The 15939-nt window shown below is 63.2% G+C and carries 13 protein-coding genes; 7 read left to right on the top strand and 6 right to left on the bottom strand.

What is annotated here, in order from left to right; all coding sequences use genetic code 11:
* Positions 1–173 precede the first annotated feature (173 nt).
* On the top strand, positions 174–1217 hold the full coding sequence (locus FHS82_RS08955; RefSeq protein WP_166951138.1) for a glycosyltransferase: 1044 nt from the start codon (positions 174–176) through the stop codon (positions 1215–1217).
* 221 nt (positions 1218–1438) lie between these two features.
* A complete protein-coding gene (locus FHS82_RS08950; RefSeq protein ID WP_166951135.1) occupies positions 1439–4015 on the top strand; it encodes a glycosyltransferase in 2577 nt (858 codons plus the stop codon).
* On the opposite strand, the gene FHS82_RS08945 is transcribed toward FHS82_RS08950, so the two are convergent.
* Entirely contained in the window at positions 4005–4556 is a 552-nt protein-coding gene (locus FHS82_RS08945; protein ID WP_166951132.1) for an SH3 domain-containing protein, read from the bottom strand. The genes FHS82_RS08950 and FHS82_RS08945 overlap by 11 nt on opposite strands.
* 312 nt (positions 4557–4868) lie before the next feature.
* Between FHS82_RS08945 and FHS82_RS08940 the strand changes: the two genes are divergently transcribed.
* Entirely contained in the window at positions 4869–5864 is a 996-nt protein-coding gene (locus FHS82_RS08940; protein WP_166951130.1) for a 2-hydroxyacid dehydrogenase, read from the top strand.
* Between the two features lie 98 nt (positions 5865–5962).
* On the opposite strand, the gene FHS82_RS08935 is transcribed toward FHS82_RS08940, so the two are convergent.
* Positions 5963–7252 carry a methyl-accepting chemotaxis protein gene (locus tag FHS82_RS08935; protein WP_166951127.1) on the bottom strand — a complete coding sequence of 430 codons (1290 nt, stop codon included), beginning with the start codon at positions 7250–7252 and terminating at the stop codon, positions 5963–5965.
* Positions 7253–8032: 780 nt separating this feature from the next.
* Between FHS82_RS08935 and FHS82_RS08930 the strand changes: the two genes are divergently transcribed.
* Positions 8033–8776 (top strand): sulfate transporter family protein, encoded by a 744-nt coding sequence (locus FHS82_RS08930; RefSeq protein ID WP_166951125.1) that lies wholly within the window; start codon positions 8033–8035, stop codon positions 8774–8776.
* Here FHS82_RS08930 and FHS82_RS08925 read toward each other — a convergent pair whose 3' ends face one another.
* Together FHS82_RS08925 and FHS82_RS08920 are read right to left on the bottom strand one after the other, a co-directional pair.
* Positions 8777–9775, bottom strand: a complete 999-nt coding sequence (locus FHS82_RS08925; protein ID WP_166951123.1) for a complex I NDUFA9 subunit family protein — start codon at positions 9773–9775, stop codon at positions 8777–8779.
* 200 nt (positions 9776–9975) lie between these two features.
* Positions 9976–10275: a GNAT family N-acetyltransferase gene (locus FHS82_RS08920; RefSeq protein ID WP_166951121.1), complete on the bottom strand. Its 300-nt coding sequence runs from the start codon at positions 10273–10275 to the stop codon at positions 9976–9978.
* Positions 10276–10921: 646 nt separating this feature from the next.
* On the opposite strand from FHS82_RS08920, the gene FHS82_RS08915 reads away from it, so the two are divergent.
* The 3 genes from FHS82_RS08915 (at position 10922) to FHS82_RS08905 (ending at position 13017) form a co-directional block, all read left to right on the top strand.
* Positions 10922–11413: a MucR family transcriptional regulator gene (locus tag FHS82_RS08915; RefSeq protein WP_166951119.1), complete on the top strand. Its 492-nt coding sequence runs from the start codon at positions 10922–10924 to the stop codon at positions 11411–11413.
* 768 nt (positions 11414–12181) lie between these two features.
* Entirely contained in the window at positions 12182–12571 is a 390-nt protein-coding gene (locus FHS82_RS08910) for a hypothetical protein (protein ID WP_166951117.1), read from the top strand.
* A gap of 182 nt (positions 12572–12753) precedes the next feature.
* Positions 12754–13017 (top strand): YMGG-like glycine zipper-containing protein, encoded by a 264-nt coding sequence (locus tag FHS82_RS08905; protein WP_166951115.1) that lies wholly within the window; start codon positions 12754–12756, stop codon positions 13015–13017.
* 355 nt (positions 13018–13372) lie between these two features.
* On the opposite strand, the gene FHS82_RS08900 is transcribed toward FHS82_RS08905, so the two are convergent.
* Both FHS82_RS08900 and FHS82_RS08895 read right to left on the bottom strand, forming a co-directional pair.
* The gene (locus FHS82_RS08900) at positions 13373–14413 is read right to left on the bottom strand and encodes a YcjF family protein (RefSeq protein ID WP_166951113.1); all 1041 of its coding nucleotides are present in this window, start codon (positions 14411–14413) and stop codon (positions 13373–13375) included.
* A 22-nt stretch (positions 14414–14435) separates the two neighbouring features.
* Positions 14436–15890 carry a YcjX family GTP-binding protein gene (locus FHS82_RS08895; protein WP_166951111.1) on the bottom strand — a complete coding sequence of 485 codons (1455 nt, stop codon included), beginning with the start codon at positions 15888–15890 and terminating at the stop codon, positions 14436–14438.
* Positions 15891–15939: the final 49 nt, after the last annotated feature.

The following is a 15939-nucleotide window of genomic DNA, read 5'->3' as shown; positions in this document are numbered from 1 at the left end:
CCTCCCATAACGGTCCTTGCGAGGCGCTTACCGCAAGCATATTCAAGGAATTCGACAATCCGGTCCACGCATCGGGGCCTATTTCAAAGGTCAAGTGGCTCAGGAAATATATCGAGAGACGCTTCCTTGGGCGCCCCAGGGCTGCCCTTGTCGAGAATCCGCGGGATATCGTGGTGGAAGAAGCCATCAGATATCTCGATGACGTCGATTTTTTCTACAACATCCCCGACGGCTACCGGCTCATGGCCGTCCACGACCGTCTACCGCTCCTGAGGCGGCCGTTTCCGCTGCACCTTCCCGCTGAACTGGACGGCGGCGTGTTTTTCACCACGTCTCCCATGAGCGTCGAGAGTCGCGGAAAAAAAATCAAGATCGTGCAGACGCTGCACGATCTGATTCCCTTGTCCGCGTCCATGCACCGGGAAGACCCTGGCCTGTTTTACAAGCGCCTGAAAGCGCTCAACGACCATTCGGATGCCATCCTGGCTGTTTCGGAGTACTCGCGGAACCAGCTCCTCAAGTTTTTTCCGTCGGCTGCGGACCGCGTAAAGGTGGTGTATCAGCCGGTCCCGGCGGACAAATACCTGATCGGCCTCAGCGCACTGCCTGTCGTCCAGCAGTCTGTGCTGGAGAAGTTCGGGCTGCTGGCAGGCCAGTACTGTTTCTATGTCGGCGCCATAGAGGCACGCAAGAATATCGACCGTCTCGTCTCCGCCTACACGATCGCAGCGAAGGGGCTGGACGTGCCGCTGGTTCTCGGCGGCATTGTCGATCAGGAGTATGTCCGGGACCGGCATCTTGAACAGTATTTCGCAAAGCGGAACAGCGGTGAGGATGCCGGGCGTCCGCAGCGGCGCGATTCCGTCCGTTACGTGGGCTATATCACCGAGCTTGAAAAGCTGTGCCTCATCAGGAACGCCCGCGCGCTGCTGTTCCCGTCTCTCAACGAAGGCTTCGGCATCCCGCCGCTTGAGGCGCAGACCTTCGGCTGTCCCGTGCTGACGTCCAACGTCGCCTCGCTGCCGGAGGTGGTGGCGGATTCCGCCTATCTTATCGACGATCCCTATAATATCGAGGAGATCGCGACGGGCATCCGCAAGCTGCTCGATGATGACGACCTGTGCGACACGCTCAGGCGGGCCGGCTACAGGAACGCCGCCCGGTTCAGCGAACACAATTTCGCCGAACAGGTTTCCGCCCTGATCGATTCAGTGTAAGCGAGTCTCCATGGCGGCAAACGGCCAGAAAAGCTGTCTTTTTTCTGTGATGAGCGCTTAACACCCATGCTGTCCTCACCGTTGACGGCAAGGGTGAAAGAAAATAAAAACCGCCCCATGAGTGTCACGCACTATTATTATCGTGGCCTTGAACAAGCGCGGAAATTAGAACCTTTCGTGTGTTGGAGCGGCGAGAGTAACCGAGCGAAAGGGCTGCGGCAATGACGTTGCGGACGACTGTACTGGATATGCAGCCCATCGATCCGCCGGTCGGGGGAGGGCGGCTCCGCCTTCTCGGTCTTTACCACGGTCTTGGCCACGGTCATCGGGCGCATTACGTCGGCACTTATGACTGGCGTGGACCCGGCGCGCGCAAGCAGCAACTCACACCGACCCTGCTTGAAGAGCTGGTGCCGCTGACAGAGGCGCATTTCACCGCCTCCGACAGGCGCGCGCAGGACCTTGGCGGCAAGGGCGTCATCGACACCGCCTTTCACACCATGGCGCATCTGTCGCCCGATTATGTCGAGGCGGCGCGCCGCGCCGCACGCGAGGCGGATGTTGTCGTCTTTTCTCACCCGTGGATTTATCCCCTCGTGCGCGACGTCCTGCAGCCTGACAGGCAGCTCATCGTCTATGACGCGCACAACGTCGAAGGTCTGCTGCGCACCGAACTGCTCGACGACGGCGGCGCGGGGTCGGCGGTGGCGCGGGGCGTTGTCGAGGTGGAGAGTGCGGTCTGCCGCGCAGCGGATCTCATTCTGGCCTGCTCCCACGAGGACAGGGAAGCCTTCGCGAATCTCTATGGCGTCAGCGCGGGACGCATCCGCGTCGTCCCCAACGGCACGTTCACGCGCCAGATCGTGCCGCCGTCGATCGAGGAAAAACACGCCGTCCGCCAGCGGCTCGGCGCGGAAGGGCGTCCGGTGGCGTTCTTCCTCGGCAGCAAGTATGGCCCCAACGTCGCCGCGGCGCGGTTCATCGCCGAGGCGCTGGCGCCCGCGTTGCCGGGCGTGCTGTTCGTCATCGCCGGCGGTGTCGGCGATGGGCTGGAGGACATGACTCTGCCCGCCAACGTCCGCGTGACGGGACAGATTTCCGAGGAAGACAAGATCGCGTGGCTGCAGGCGTCGAACGTCGCGGTCAACCCGATGTTCAGCGGGTCCGGCACCAATATCAAGATGCTGGATTTCATGGCGGCCGGACTGCCGATCGTCTCCACCGAAATCGGCGCGCGCGGCATCGAGACGTCGGAGCGGGCCTTCGCCATCGCGCACGCGGAGAATTTCGCCCAGACCATCCGCACCCTGCTCGACAATCCCGCCGACATGGCGGCGCTCGGCGAGGGGGCGCGGGTGCAGGCTGACCGCTTCTATTCCTGGGAACGTATATCCGACAGCCTCGGCGCGCTGCTCGCCCGCTGGGCCGTGCCCAAGCGGGAGGGGCGAGAGCCGCCGTTTTTCTCCGTGATCGTGCCGACCTACGAGCGCCATACGCTGCTGACGAAGCTCGCGGGCTATCTCGCGCTGCAGACATGGCGCGATTTCGAGGTCATCATGGTCGACCAGAGCGCGGAGCCGTGGCCGGACCGCGACAGGGATTTCGGTTTTGACCTGCTCTATATCCACACCGACCGCAAGGGTGCGGTGACGGCGCGCAACACCGGCGCGGCGCTCGCGCGCGGGCGTGTGATCGCGTTCACGGATGACGACTGCGAGCCGCATGAGGGCTGGCTCGCCAACGCTCACGAGTGCTTCTCCACCTCCGATATCGTCGGGCTCGAAGGGTTGATCACGTCCGGCCGCGCCGGCGATCCCAACTGGCGAGGCGTTACCAACGACGGCTTCGAGGGCATCGGCTTCATGACGGCGAACCTGTTCGTCCGTGCCGATGTCTTCCACGCCATCAACGGCTTCGACATCGCGCTGGAGAAGCCGCACTTTCGCGAGGATACCGATCTCGGCTGGCGTCTTCAGGAGGTCGGCGAGGTTCCGTTCTCGCGCGGTGCGTGGGTTTATCATCCGCCACATCCGCGTTCCGTCGAGCGCGAGTCGCTTGAAGTCCGCTCGAAATTCTTCCTCAATGACGCCATCCTGCTGCGCAAGCACCCGGACAGATATGCCGATCTGCTGCTGCGGGAGGTACAGTGGGTACATAACCCCCATTTCTGGGACTACTTCCTCAAGGGCGTCGAGCTGCACGGGGTGAATGTGCCCGAGCCCGTGCGCCAGATCATGCACGACAACGCCGGCATCACCTACACCGGCCTGCTGGGCGCGGGCGTCGGTGCTGCGGATGCGCCGGCGCACCCTGTCGAATCGGCTCAGGTCGTCCATGCCCCCGCGCCCGCGCTGCATGTCGAGCTGCGGGATGCGAGCCTGCGCAACAGCCTGCGCCGTTCGATCTCGTGGACCGTGCGGCCTGTCTGGCGGCGAATCTGGGCGCGGATCGAGGGGCGCGTGCGTCCTGTCGATCAGAAGGTGGACGCCATCCATCAGGCGCTCAGCGATCTGCGGCACGAAACCACCGAGCGCCTCCGGGAAATCGATGCGCGCATCGAGGCGCTTGATACGCGCATCGGCGCGGTGCTCGACAAGGTGCCGGCGCGCGGCCCCGCGCAGGGGGCGGCCAACGGCGAGGCGCTGTCGGCCGAGGCAGAGGAGGTGTTGCGCGCTGCGCGCCTCGTACTGCGCCAGCACTCGTCGGCTCTTGCCGCCGTCGGCCATCACCTCGACAGCGAGGACGAGGCGGCGGAACGGCGCGCGCAGAGCGTGCAGACGGTGCAGCCTACTCGATGATCTCGTCGGGGTAGACCCCCCACAGGCGCCCCTGCTGTATATACCCGTCCAGATTGCGGATGGTGACATGACACCAGGTGCCGTCGCAGGTCTCTATGCTGACGATCACGCCCGGCTCCAGCCGGGCTTTCATGTTGGCGCTGTCGGAAGCGCGGGCGAGCAGCGGGGTGGGCTCCTTACCCTTGTCCTTGTCCCAGGGCGTGACGAGCGCGGTGCGCCGGCCCGAGAGAAGGCTGTGCAGAACCCATCCTTCCGCGCCCTCCGAGTCGCGGATGCGTCGCCATGTCGCGAACTCCGCCGTGATCTCCACCGGCAGTCCCGCGCGCTGGAACACCCACAACGTGCGATGGTCCTTGGCCGGGCCGGCGCGCAGATTGACCCTGTCCGATTTCAGGCTCACATAGCGTGGCACCGGCAGTTTGCTGTTCGAGCCGATCGTTTGCCCGGCAGCCGGCTGCTGCTGGGCATGGGCCGCCACGCCCGGTAAAAGGGCAAGGACGACAAGGGCTGCGAGGGCGGACGGGGCGACGGTCTTGGACATGGCGGACTTTCCGTGCGGACTTTTCTGATCGGACTCACGATGCGGCTTCGGCGGGGACGGGCGCCGGCTGCTGTTGCATTGGCCGGCCATCATGCTCTAACAGAGAACCGGCTGCTGCTGCATGCGGGATGCGGCTTCTGCGCAAAGTCGTGATCGGGCTGTATTGTGATACGGTGCGATATCATGTTTTCGGTTGAAGCGGGGTTCGTCGGAGTCGATCTTGCATCGGGATTGTGTGATACCTCTTGCAGTTGTGCCTCCCTGGTTCTTAACGTGGCGTGAAATCGAGCGCCGGGATCGGAACTTTCGTCCATGAAGAAGAAGCCCCTTGTCGTCGTTACCCGCACCCTGCCGGAAAGCGTTGAAACGCGCATGCGCGAGTTGTTCGACGCCCGCCTCAATATGGATGACAAGCCGCTGACCGCCGAGCAACTCGTCGAGGCGGTCAAGATCGCAGACGTGCTCGTGCCGACCATAACGGACAGGGTCGACGCCGAACTGATCGCGCAGGCGGGGCCGCAGTTGCGGCTGATCGCCAATTTCGGCAACGGTGTGGACAACATCGATGTCGGCGCGGCGCTGGCACAGGGAATCACCGTGACCAACACGCCCGGCGTGCTGACCGAGGACACCGCCGACATGACCATGGCGCTGATCCTCGCCGTGGCGCGGCGGCTGCCGGAAGGCGCGCAGAAGCTGATCGGCGCGGAGCAGTGGGCCGGCTGGGCGCCCACGTGGATGCTGGGGCGGCGCATCACCGGCAAGCGCCTGGGTATCGTCGGCATGGGGCGCATCGGGCAGGCGCTGGCGCGTCGGGCGAAGTCGTTCGGGCTGTCGATTCACTATCACAATCGCCGCCACGTGGCGCCCGAGATCGAGGCCGAGCTGGAGGCGACCTACTGGGAATCGCTCGACCAGATGCTGGCACGCATGGACATCGTGTCCGTCAACTGCCCGCACACGCCCGCGACCTATCATCTGCTTTCGGCGCGCCGGCTGCGGCTCCTCAAGCGCGACGCCATCCTGATCAACACGGCGCGCGGCGAAATCATCGATGAGGAAGGGCTCATCCAGATGCTGGAGGCGCGGGAACTGGGCGGGGCAGGGCTCGACGTGTTCGAGGAAGAGCCCGCCATCGATCCGCGCCTCGTGAAACTCGCCCGCAACAATGCCGTCGTCCTGCTGCCGCACATGGGCTCCGCGACGCTGGAAGGGCGCACCGAGATGGGCGAGAAAGTCATCGTCAACATCAAGGCGTTCCTGGACGGTCACCGCGCGCCGAACCGCGTTCTGCCGAGCATGGTGTAGCGCCTTTCGGCTCGTACGTCGGGCCGGAAGTCGAGCCCGCTCCCGGCCCCGGCCGGTCGTCCTGTCCAGCCCGCCGGAAAGTCCGCCGTCGAGTCGCCTCAGCAGCGTTCCTTGATGGTTGCCGACAAGTCGTCCAGCAGCTGGATGACTTCCTGGCTGGCCTGATCCATTTCCGAAAGCTGGCGGATGGCTTCGTCCGTGCGGCCGGTTTCATGGCACGCCAGTGCGGTGCGGGCGGCCTCATGCACGCGCCTGTGCGGCTCCACGAGGTTTCTGAACGCGGGCAGGCTGCAAATGCAATCGTTGTTCAAGCCGTTGTACCATTTGCCGAGACGGCAGCCGTTGTGATCGGGCACGTCGCCAGATCGCCACGCCTGCCGGCCGGTGAGGCTGTCGATGACACGCTTCTTGAACAGCACGTGGTCGATCTTGGCCATCTCGCAAAGGGCCTGCGTCGACGAGGCCTGAAACCAGTTTTGCGCGCTGGCGGAGAGATGGTCATTGCCGAGCTGCAGCTTGCCGGCCATGCGGTCGAGCGACGCCTCATTCTCCGTCGTAAGCCGCGCCTCGGCCTCGATGGTGGTCGCGATCTCGCTGCTGGCTTCGCTCTGCTGCGAGAGGACGTGCGCGATCTCCCCCATATGATCGATGACGGACGCGACCGTTGTCGACGTTCGCTCAACCGTCTCGGCGACGCCATCGATGGCTGCCCGCCCGAAGTGCACTGCCTTTTGCGACCGCGCAAGCGTATCGGTCAACGTGCCGATGACGGCTCGCATGCCGGCGATGCTCTGCCCGATATCCCTCGTGGCGTTGGCCGTCTGCCCGGCGAGGGCTTTCACCTCCGAAGCGACGACGGCGAAGCCGCGGCCGGCTTCGCCCGCGCGCGCCGCCTCGATGGTCGCGTTGAGCGCCAGCAGGTTCGTCTGCCGGGCGATGGCGTCGATCGCGCCCAGCGTATTGGCGATCTGCACGAACGCTCCTTCGACGCCCTTCACCGTCGCCTGGGTCTCGTCCGTCGTGGCGGTTATATCCGACATGGCCGCGCGCAGGTTGTCGACATTATCGCGGACGTCGGTCGCCGTCCGGCTTACATCGCGCACCTCCTGCAGCACCTGATTGCTGGATTGCTCGATAACGTTGATCGACGCGACGAGTTCCGTGGCCGCCGCCGCAACGGAGCGCGCGCCAAGACTGGCCCTGTGCGAGTTATGCGTCAGCGAAACGATTTCGCTTGCCACGCCATTGATATCGACGACAGTGGCTGCGAGCCGGCGCAGATTGTTCAGATCGTTCTCCTCCGCATAGCCCGCGAGCGCGATTTCCACCGCTCGCGCGCATGCAAAATGCAGAAGGACAGCAAGCGACGCCTGAAGGCGTCCGGCCATTTCGCCGGATATCCCGTCGGACCGGAGTGAGGACCACAGGCCATGATGCCGGGACAAGGCCACGGACGCTTCAAGCAGCGCCTCGATTATCGTTTCAGCAGGAACGTCCGCTCCGACCAGCGATTGGAGGGCGGCTTCGGGGGATGTTTCCGCTGAGAGAATGGCGCGAATAGTGTCAGTCAAGGCCGCTTTTCCAGGATTGGGGGGAGGGTGCTTGCCGATTAAAGTGTTCATTTCAGACATTGCTCATCAAAGATAATTATAGTAAATTATTACTAGCATTAATTATAAATTTTATAAGTAATTTAATATGTTATTTTGCAAATAATTTTTATTTACCGTAGAAATATATCTGAATTTGTTTGGTAAATTAAAATTAACTAAACGATAAAGCGAAACAGTGTGTCGCCAATTGCAAATATTCAACTTGTCTGTAATTTTTATATGCATATAGCTTAAATCCACCGTTGCCCCATAAATGCAAGAACTCGCCATGCCGGAGGGGAAGATTTTCCTCGGATTGTCACACGACAAGCCGCGCTTCCCGCCGTGTCGTTTCATACGGCATTATGCGTCATAAATAAACAGTGCGCGACAATTTTGTCGAGCCCGGCGTGACGGCCTGCACGGCCTGCGAAGAAGTAACCCGAGGCGTCCATTGATCGGACGGGCAAAATCTGCTTATACCGGCTCTTGACGGGTGTGACTCGTTGCGAGGATTGGCCCTGCGCCGTTATCGTCCGTTGAGTGCAACCCTGTCGGTCAAATGATTCTGGACGAATGGCGAACGACGTTATTCCTGAACAGCGGCGGGAGCCGCCCGAAATTGGCCTTGTGCTGAAGGCGGCAGTGGAGGCGGCGCGCGATGTGTTTTCGCCGCCGCTGCGCAGGGTGCTGTGGCGTTCGCTCGGGCTGACGCTGCTGCTCCTGCTGGCGATAGGCACAGGGCTCGCGCAGCTTATCCGGTGGCTTTCGGAGCAATGGGTCTGGCTGGCGAACTACCCGCTTGTCGGCACGCTTGCGGTTGTGCTCGCAGGGGTGGGAGTGTTTGTCGGTCTCGTGTTCCTCATCCCGCCCGTCTCGGCCATCGTCGCGAGCTACTTCCTCGACGATGTGGCGGAGATCGTCGAGAGGCGCTGCGACCCTTACGGCACGCCGGGAAAGGCAATGCCGGTGGGGCAGGCGTTGCTCGCGGGTCTGCGCTTCGCCGCGATTTCCGCTGGCGTCAACTTGCTCGCGCTGATGCTGCTGCTGGTGCCCGTCGTCAACCTGTTCGCCTTTGTGGGGGCGAACGCCTATCTGTTCGGCCGGGAGTATTTTGAACTCGCCGCCACGCGCTATCTGCCCGTGGCGGAGGCGAAGGAATTGCGCCGCCGGCACAGCGGGACGGTGCTGCTCGGCGGGCTGGTGACGGCGCTCGTGGTCATGGTGCCGGTGGTGAACCTTGTCACGCCCCTCTTCGGTGCAGCGCTGATGGTACGGATCCACAAGGCCGTTGCCCGCGGCACGGCGGCACGGGGCTGATCAGACCCGCACCTCGTCGAACTGGCCTGACTTGCGGAAACGCCACAGATAACCGGGCAGGATCGCCTGATGGGCGGTCGGGATGATGCCGATTCCCTCAAGCGTGCGCCCTTCCGCCTTCGCCGCCCCGGAGACGACATTGTCGAGCGCCAGCAGCTTCACCTGATCGCGCGTGATGACGATGAGATCCGGCAGCAGCCCGAAGGTGAGCTTGTCCAGAGTTTCGATCACCGCAGCCTGAAGGCGGGCAATGCCGAAAGGCAGCGCGATCACGGGCCGGTTGCGGCCGGTGATCGCCTGCACCTCGTCCACAAGCTGACGGAGCGTCCGCACTTCGGGGCCGCCGAGTTCGTAGACGCCGCCACGCACCGTGCCGTCGACTGCCCGGGCGATGGCCTCGGCCACGTCACCCACGAAAACCGGCTGGAACTTCGTTTCCGCGCCGACGAGCGGCAACACCGGGAAAGCCCGCGCCAGCGCCGCGAAACGGTTGAAGAAGCCGTCCTCCTGGCCGAAAACGATGGATGGGCGGAAGATCACGGCGTCAGGCACGGCGGTGAGCACCGCCTCCTCGCCCAGCGCCTTGGTGCGCGCATAGAGAGACGGCGATGCCTTGTCAGCACCGATGGCCGAGACATGGATCAGCCGCGCGCCCTGGGCCACGGCTGCCTCCGCGATGGCCTGCGCTCCCTGGTGCTGGACGGGCGAAAAATTCTGGCGCCCGGTCTCCTGCAGGATGCCCACGAGGTTGATGACCACATCAGAGCCGGCCGCCGCCCGGGTAACGGAATCGCGGAAGCGGACGTTGGCCTGGACTGCGGTGATCTGCCCCACCACGCCGAGTGGCTGGAGGTGGCCGACGAGGTCCGGCCGGCGTACCGCGACACGGATACGGTATCCGCGGCGCGCCAGCGCCCGCACCACATGGCGGCCAAGGAAGCCGGACCCTCCGAAGATCGTCACGAGTTGCGATGAAGGCAAAGCCGTACCGGTTGTCATCGGTCCTCTCCCGCAATTCCGCCGGCCGCCGGCGGCGCCACTGACAAATGGGCGGGAGCCATGGTCCCCGCCTGCCACACAATGCGTGTTGCATACCCAATTGCAGCGCTTCTGTACAGATCGCCGGAATGATTCAAATCTGCCGGCCGGCGGCGCCGGGGAGTGAAAAACGCCGCCTCCGCAATCTCATGCCGGCCCGTTCAGGGGGCGACGATATCGCTGTAGTCGCTGTGGCGGCTGAGATAGCGCGAGATGAACGAGCATTCAGAGCGCACACGCCCGCCCGACTGGCGGATGATATCGAGCGCGCCGGCGGCGAGCTGGCTGCCCACGCCCCGGCCGCCCAGCTCTTCCGGCACCTCGGTGTGTTCGAGCACGTATACCGGGTTGTCGGCGTCGTCTCCGGCAGTTTCAATCCGGTAATCGATGAAGGCGACATGGCCGTCGACAGGCAGTTCGAAGCGACGGGCGTCTTTATTATCAGCAACGGCTTGTGTCATGACCATAACTCCATGTCGGAAGCATCTGCGATTAAGATATCCGCCCCGTCCGGGCGCAAACGCGACCCGCGCAGCGTATTCCAATCGAAACCGCGCCGCCATGACAAAAGTTCCCCGTCATCAGCGGTTTGGGCAGGGGCTTGGCACAGAACCAGGCCTGTTTTGGTTACGCTTGAGCTTCAGTTTAGCGTCTTGCTATACAAGATGTGTGCCGTAAAGGCATAGTTATTCACAGATTCGTGTATGGGGGACATCGTCCGTTTCATGGGGACGGATGCAATAGCATAAAATACAGAGTAAAATTAAGCCATAACGGTTGATGTCGCCATGGTTCGTTCATACATTAACGCGAGTTCATGAAACAGTCGGACAATGATAGTCCCGATCGACAGCGCCGACAGCGATGTGGCAGGCTGATATGAAGGGGATCAGGTGACAATTTTGTCGGGTATGAAAGTAAATGCCACCGTAGAGCCGTTTCGCTGCGTTGCAAAATCGTGCGGAGAGACCGGCGGAGGCGGAAAATGTTCGAAAACCTCCGCGAATTGCCTCAAATGGGTATATTTTGGTGTTGCACGATTAAAACTTATGAACTAAGAAGTCTTGGAAACGGGGTGATTTATTCTCTTTTTATTGAGGCTCAGAAGTGACTGACGACGCACAGCAAGCAGATAAGGTGAACTATGTCGAGCTCGCTGCCGACATTGTTTCTGCCTATGTCGCAAACAACTCTGTCGCGGCGGTGGAATTGCCGGCTCTCATCAACGAAGTGCACTCGGCGCTGCGGCGCGTGTCGGTGAGCGCCAGCGAGGTAGCAGCAGAACCGCCGAAGCCGGCGGTTGCCATCAAGAAATCCATCACGCCGGACTATATTGTTTGCCTGGAAGACGGGAAGAAATTCAAGTCGCTCAAGCGCCATCTGCGGACGCAATACGACTTGACGCCCGAGCAATACAGGGAAAAGTGGGGCCTTGCGCCTGACTATCCTATGGTTGCGCCCAACTATGCTCTTGCCCGCTCCCAGCTTGCAAAGGAAATGGGGCTCGGGCAGCAGCGCAAGCGTGATGCAGTCCAGCCCGCGCCGACTGCAGCAGCGCCCGCGAAGAGGTCGCGCCGCAAGGCCGCTGCCGCCGACTGATGTCGGAAATCGGGGTGGTCGATGCGCCGCGAATGCGGATGACTGCAGTGTAATGCCGCGCGGGTGCACCCATCCGCGCGGCTTTTTTCTCAATCCAGGCTGCGGCGCGCCATCGCCGCTATACAGTCTCACGCGCGCGTCCGGTTATTGCCGCGTGACGACAAGACGAATCGTGTTTCCATTTTTTCGATGCACGGGAACTTCTGTCGATCCCGTGCGTTTGTGTGACGGTATGCTTCCTCCGGTTGCATCCGGCATGCGAATCATCTGCCGTGAATGCTGAACGAGCTGCGCGCCTGCAGCCGATGTGTGCCTTTCAGCGGTTTTCACGGCGCGGTAATTCCGAAGCATGGTTTCGAAAAGTGGATACAGCCTATAAACTAGCTTATGCCTGCTTGGATGACTGAATCGCGGTGGTGCCTTAGCAAAACGTCCCCAATCTGGAGCGATAATCCAGAAAACAGTTTTTGATAGCTTTGGAATATAAACGGGAAACATGGAGCGGCGATATGAACAGGCTTTTCAGCCCGTCGCGCCAGCGGTGCACGCTGCGGTGAAACGGCAGTTATGAGATGGGCGCATGTCGCCGGCGCGTGGAAAATCGTCGTGCAAGGGTCTTTCATTAAAAGTTTGTTCAGGTCATTTCCCGTTCATTCACTCGGAAGTGGTGCGATTGCCGCGATGATGCCAATGTCTGACCTTATCCGAACATAATTCGACCTGAATACGCCTTTTCCTATGGGCTGTATTGAAAACCGGAGCATCAGAATGACTTCTCTTACCTCGCATTCCGAGCCTGAACAGCAGAACTCGGTGTCTTCCTTCGGGTTGCGCTGGGCGGCTCTGCGCGGCATGCTCGATTCCCCGCTCATCAATGCGGACGACCAGCGTTCTCTCCGGGACGAGCTGCTGCGCGAACTGAAGTCCATTGAACGTGCCGTCGGTGGCCTTGCCGCGCGCAACGAATTCGAGGTTGCGGCCAAGATCGAGATCATCCGCCAGAGCATCTCCGACACGGTCGGCAAGGACAACGTCTGGTTGATCGATCTGCTCGACAGCATCGGGCAGGACGTCAACCTGTTGTCGAAGCGTTACCGCGCTGGCACGCCTTCCGCGCCGACTTCCGGTCCCGCGGCGAGGCCCGCGCCCGGCGCGTGACGCTTGCCGGTGGCGCACCGGGTGTCGCGCGTCCTGCAGGACGGCCGTGCCCGGCCTGATGATGCCCCGGGGTGCCTTGCCCCTTGGTCTCGCGCCTGTCGTTCACATGATGTATGACAGGCGCCGGACGCCCCGGGCGATGGCATGGTGAGGGGCTGAGAATTGTTTTTGGAGGATGCAGCATGAAAAAGATTCTGATCGTTTCTATGATGGCGCTCGGGCTTGCGGCCTGCAACACGACCAACCCCACGGATCGCGCGGTTGGCGGTGCGCTGATCGGCGGCGGCACGGGCGCGCTCGTTGGCGGCCTTGCCACCGGCAGGGCAGGCGGCGCGCTGGCTGGCGGCGCGATCGGCGCGGCCGGCGGTGCGATCATCGGTGCCGCGACGGCGCCGCGTTGCGAGGAATACTGGTATCGCGGCCGTCGCTATCAGCGCTGCAACTGACCGGGCTTACCGCTCATGCGGCCGGAGTTCCTTCCGGCCGCATGAGGCTTCAATCCCCGGGAAGGTGCCGGCGAATGGTCAGGGCAGAAAACAGGGAATCGGCCCCTGCTGCAGGCCAAAATCATCGGCCAATCGATTTTCGTGAGTTTTCGCCAGGCGCTCTGGTCGCATCAAGCCGGAAGTTGGGTGCCGCTTCTGCATAACTCCGATGCGTCAACAATTGGATAGAGCAGTGGCTTGATGCTGAAAGTGTCTATAGAATTTCGACATTTCATTGAAACGCCGAAATGCTATAAGTTTTTGATATTACGCGCTTTCTTCACGCAAACCGGTATCCACTTTGCTTGAAAACGCTTCAGTCGGCCTGTTCCTCTTTTGGCCTGTTGCGGTCGAAAAGTCCGGATGCGACGTCGCCGAAGCGGGGCGGTTCCACGGACATGAAGGGCAGCGGGCGGCAAACCTCGATGGCGGCAAGGCCCACACGGGCCGTGAGCAGGCCGTTCAGCACGCCCTCGCCCAGCTTCGCGGAAAGGCGTGCGGCGAGGCCGAGCCCCACCACCTGCTGAATGACATCGTCGCCGACCGCGATTCCCCCCGTCACCGCAAGATGCGACAGCACGTTGCCGGACAGGCGCACAAAGCCGAACAGGCCAGGTCGCCCGCCGTAAAGCGCCGCGATCTGGCGCACCATCTTCGCGGAGGCGTAGAGGACGAAGGCGACGTCAACGATGGCGCGCGGGCTGACGGCGGTCACCATCGACACCTGTTTGGCCTGATTGGCGACGATGCGCCGAGCGGCGCGGTCCAGCGGCGCGAGCAGTTCCTGTTCCGCGATGGTCAGGCGGTCTGCTGCATCGATGATCGCGTCAGCGCCGGGCGCGGCGAGGTTGGCGCGGGCGCGGGCTGTCTCGGGGCGCGAATCGTAGAGCGAAACGAGATCCCGCACCACGGCGGCGGCGGCGGCCTCGTCATCGGTTTCACGGGCTGTCACGGCCTTGCGGCGTAGCGATTCGATTCGCCTCTCGCGGAACACGCCCCACGCCTCCCGGATGACGACAGCGGCGAAGGCGATCAACGCGACGAGCGCCAGCGCCAGCGCGAACCATCCCAGCGCCGGCGCGGAGACGATAAGCCGTGACACCATCTGCTCGATTCCGAGCACGATCCACAGGGTCGCGAGCCCACCCAGCGCCGACAGCAGCAGGCCGAGCCAGGGCGTGCGCCATCCGCGCGCCGGCGGCGGCGCAACCGGTTCCGCCCCCTCGGGCTTCTCGGGTTCCTCCATCAGCACGTCGCCCTGCGACAGCAGCGTTTCACGGATTTCGCCGGCGTCCGGCGCGGGTGTTTCCTGGCCGGTGTGAGCGTCGAGGCGGAAGGCGCGGGGTGCTTTGGTCATCGCAACATAGCCGGGCAGGAATTTACGAAAGCCGATCGCCGATCAGGAATTCCAGCGCGCGATCGAGGCGGATGTGGGGTAGTGGCGGCAACCGGCCGGCGGCATCGGGAATGCGGAGCGGCGGCCGAAAACGCGGAAAGCGCAGTGCGCCGGGCGTGATGGCGCCGCTGAACACGGCCTGCGGATCCTCCGGCAGTTCGCCCGGGAAAATTGCGGCCTCCGTCTGACCGTCGAAAAGCTCGTCCCCGATTCGCTCACCCGCTTCCGGCGTGCCGACGATGGCGGGGAGAGTGTCGCGGCCCGAGCGCACGCTTGCCTCCCGCGTGGCACGCACCGAGGCCAGCGCAAGGGTCTCGACGCGCGCGCCGGCGCCTCGGGTGCGGCGCAAGGCGCGGTCGACGAGAAGCCGCAGGATCGCCTCCAGCCGCGTATGGTCGCTGCGGTGCAGGTGGTCTGCCTTGGTGGCGGCGAACAGCACCTTGTCAATGCGTGGCGCGACCAGGCTGCTCAGCAACGTATTGCTGCCCGCGCGGAAGGCGATGAGCACCTGATCGAGCGCCTCCTCCAGCTCGGCGACGGCGCGCGGCCCCGAATCCAGCGCCGAAAGCACGTCGACGAGCACGATCTGCCGGTCTAGCTGCGCGAAGTGATCCCGGAAGAACGGCCGCACAACATGTGTGCGGTAGGCGTCGTAGCGCCGTTCCATCTGCGCATGCACGCTACGCGGCGCCGGCGCGGCGCCCGGTGCGAGATCGAGCGGGGAGAAGGTGAGGGCGGGTGAGCCCGCGAGATCGCCGGGCATGAGAAACCGCCCCGGCGGCGTGGTGGCGACGCGCTCCGGGCCCTCGCGCAGGGCCGAGAGATAGGCCTTGAACAGATCGGCAAGCCGCGCGATCTCGGTCTCGCTGGCGGGCTTTTGCGGGTCGACCGCTGCCAGCGCCACGTGCCAGGGCGCGGCAATCATGGCACGGTCCTCCGCCCGGCTCATGGCCAGCGTTTCCCGCGACCATTCCGCGAAGCTCTTGTCGATGAGCGCGAGGTCGACGAGCCACTCACCTGGATAGTCCACGATATCCACGGCGAGGCTGGCCGGCCCGGTGCGCCAGCCGGCGCGGCGCTCGTAGTCGATGGCGACGCGCAGCTCGGCGATGCGGGTCGTCGATTCCGGCCAGCGGCGCAGCGGCTCGCCGAGCGTGGCGAGATGTTCCTCGTAGGGGAAACGCGGCACGGCGTCGTCCGGCTGGTCGTCGAGGATTGCGCGCCGGATGCGGCCTTCGGCCGAGGCGCGAAACACCGGCATCGGCGTCACCCCGATGAGATGATGCACCAGCGCGGTGGTGAACACGGTCTTGCCGGACCGCGACAGCCCCGTTACGCCCAGACGCACGCGCGGCGCAACGGCGTTGGCCGCGAACGCACCTAGATTGCGCAGCATGTCGAGCGCGCTGTCGAACGACGAAGTGACTGTCACGGCCATGCGCCCGGCGGTTTGTCTGTCTGTTGCCTCTCTGTCAGCCCGCCCGCAA

The sequence above is a fragment of the Pseudochelatococcus lubricantis genome (genome assembly GCF_011762225.1).
GTDB classification, from domain to species: Bacteria; Pseudomonadota; Alphaproteobacteria; order Rhizobiales; family Beijerinckiaceae; genus Pseudochelatococcus; species Pseudochelatococcus lubricantis.
This window is presented reverse-complemented; position numbering and strand designations above follow the sequence as displayed.

Bases quoted from the DNA above. Each gene is read 5' to 3' on its own strand.
- FHS82_RS08945 (WP_166951132.1), bottom strand. From the start codon at position 4,556: ATGTCCAAGACCGTCGCCCCGTCCGCCCTCGCAGCCCTTGTCGTCCTT.
- FHS82_RS08900 (WP_166951113.1), bottom strand. From the start codon at position 14,413: ATGACCAAAGCACCCCGCGCCTTCCGCCTCGACGCTCACACCGGCCAG.
- FHS82_RS08940 (WP_166951130.1), top strand. From the start codon at position 4,869: ATGAAGAAGAAGCCCCTTGTCGTCGTTACCCGCACCCTGCCGGAAAGC.
- FHS82_RS08935 (WP_166951127.1), bottom strand. From the start codon at position 7,252: ATGGCCGGACGCCTTCAGGCGTCGCTTGCTGTCCTTCTGCATTTTGCA.
- FHS82_RS08950 (WP_166951135.1), top strand. From the start codon at position 1,439: ATGACGTTGCGGACGACTGTACTGGATATGCAGCCCATCGATCCGCCG.
- FHS82_RS08895 (WP_166951111.1), bottom strand. From the start codon at position 15,890: ATGGCCGTGACAGTCACTTCGTCGTTCGACAGCGCGCTCGACATGCTG.
- FHS82_RS08930 (WP_166951125.1), top strand. From the start codon at position 8,033: ATGGCGAACGACGTTATTCCTGAACAGCGGCGGGAGCCGCCCGAAATT.
- FHS82_RS08920 (WP_166951121.1), bottom strand. From the start codon at position 10,275: ATGACACAAGCCGTTGCTGATAATAAAGACGCCCGTCGCTTCGAACTG.
- FHS82_RS08925 (WP_166951123.1), bottom strand. From the start codon at position 9,775: ATGACAACCGGTACGGCTTTGCCTTCATCGCAACTCGTGACGATCTTC.
- FHS82_RS08910 (WP_166951117.1), top strand. From the start codon at position 12,182: ATGACTTCTCTTACCTCGCATTCCGAGCCTGAACAGCAGAACTCGGTG.
- FHS82_RS08905 (WP_166951115.1), top strand. From the start codon at position 12,754: ATGAAAAAGATTCTGATCGTTTCTATGATGGCGCTCGGGCTTGCGGCC.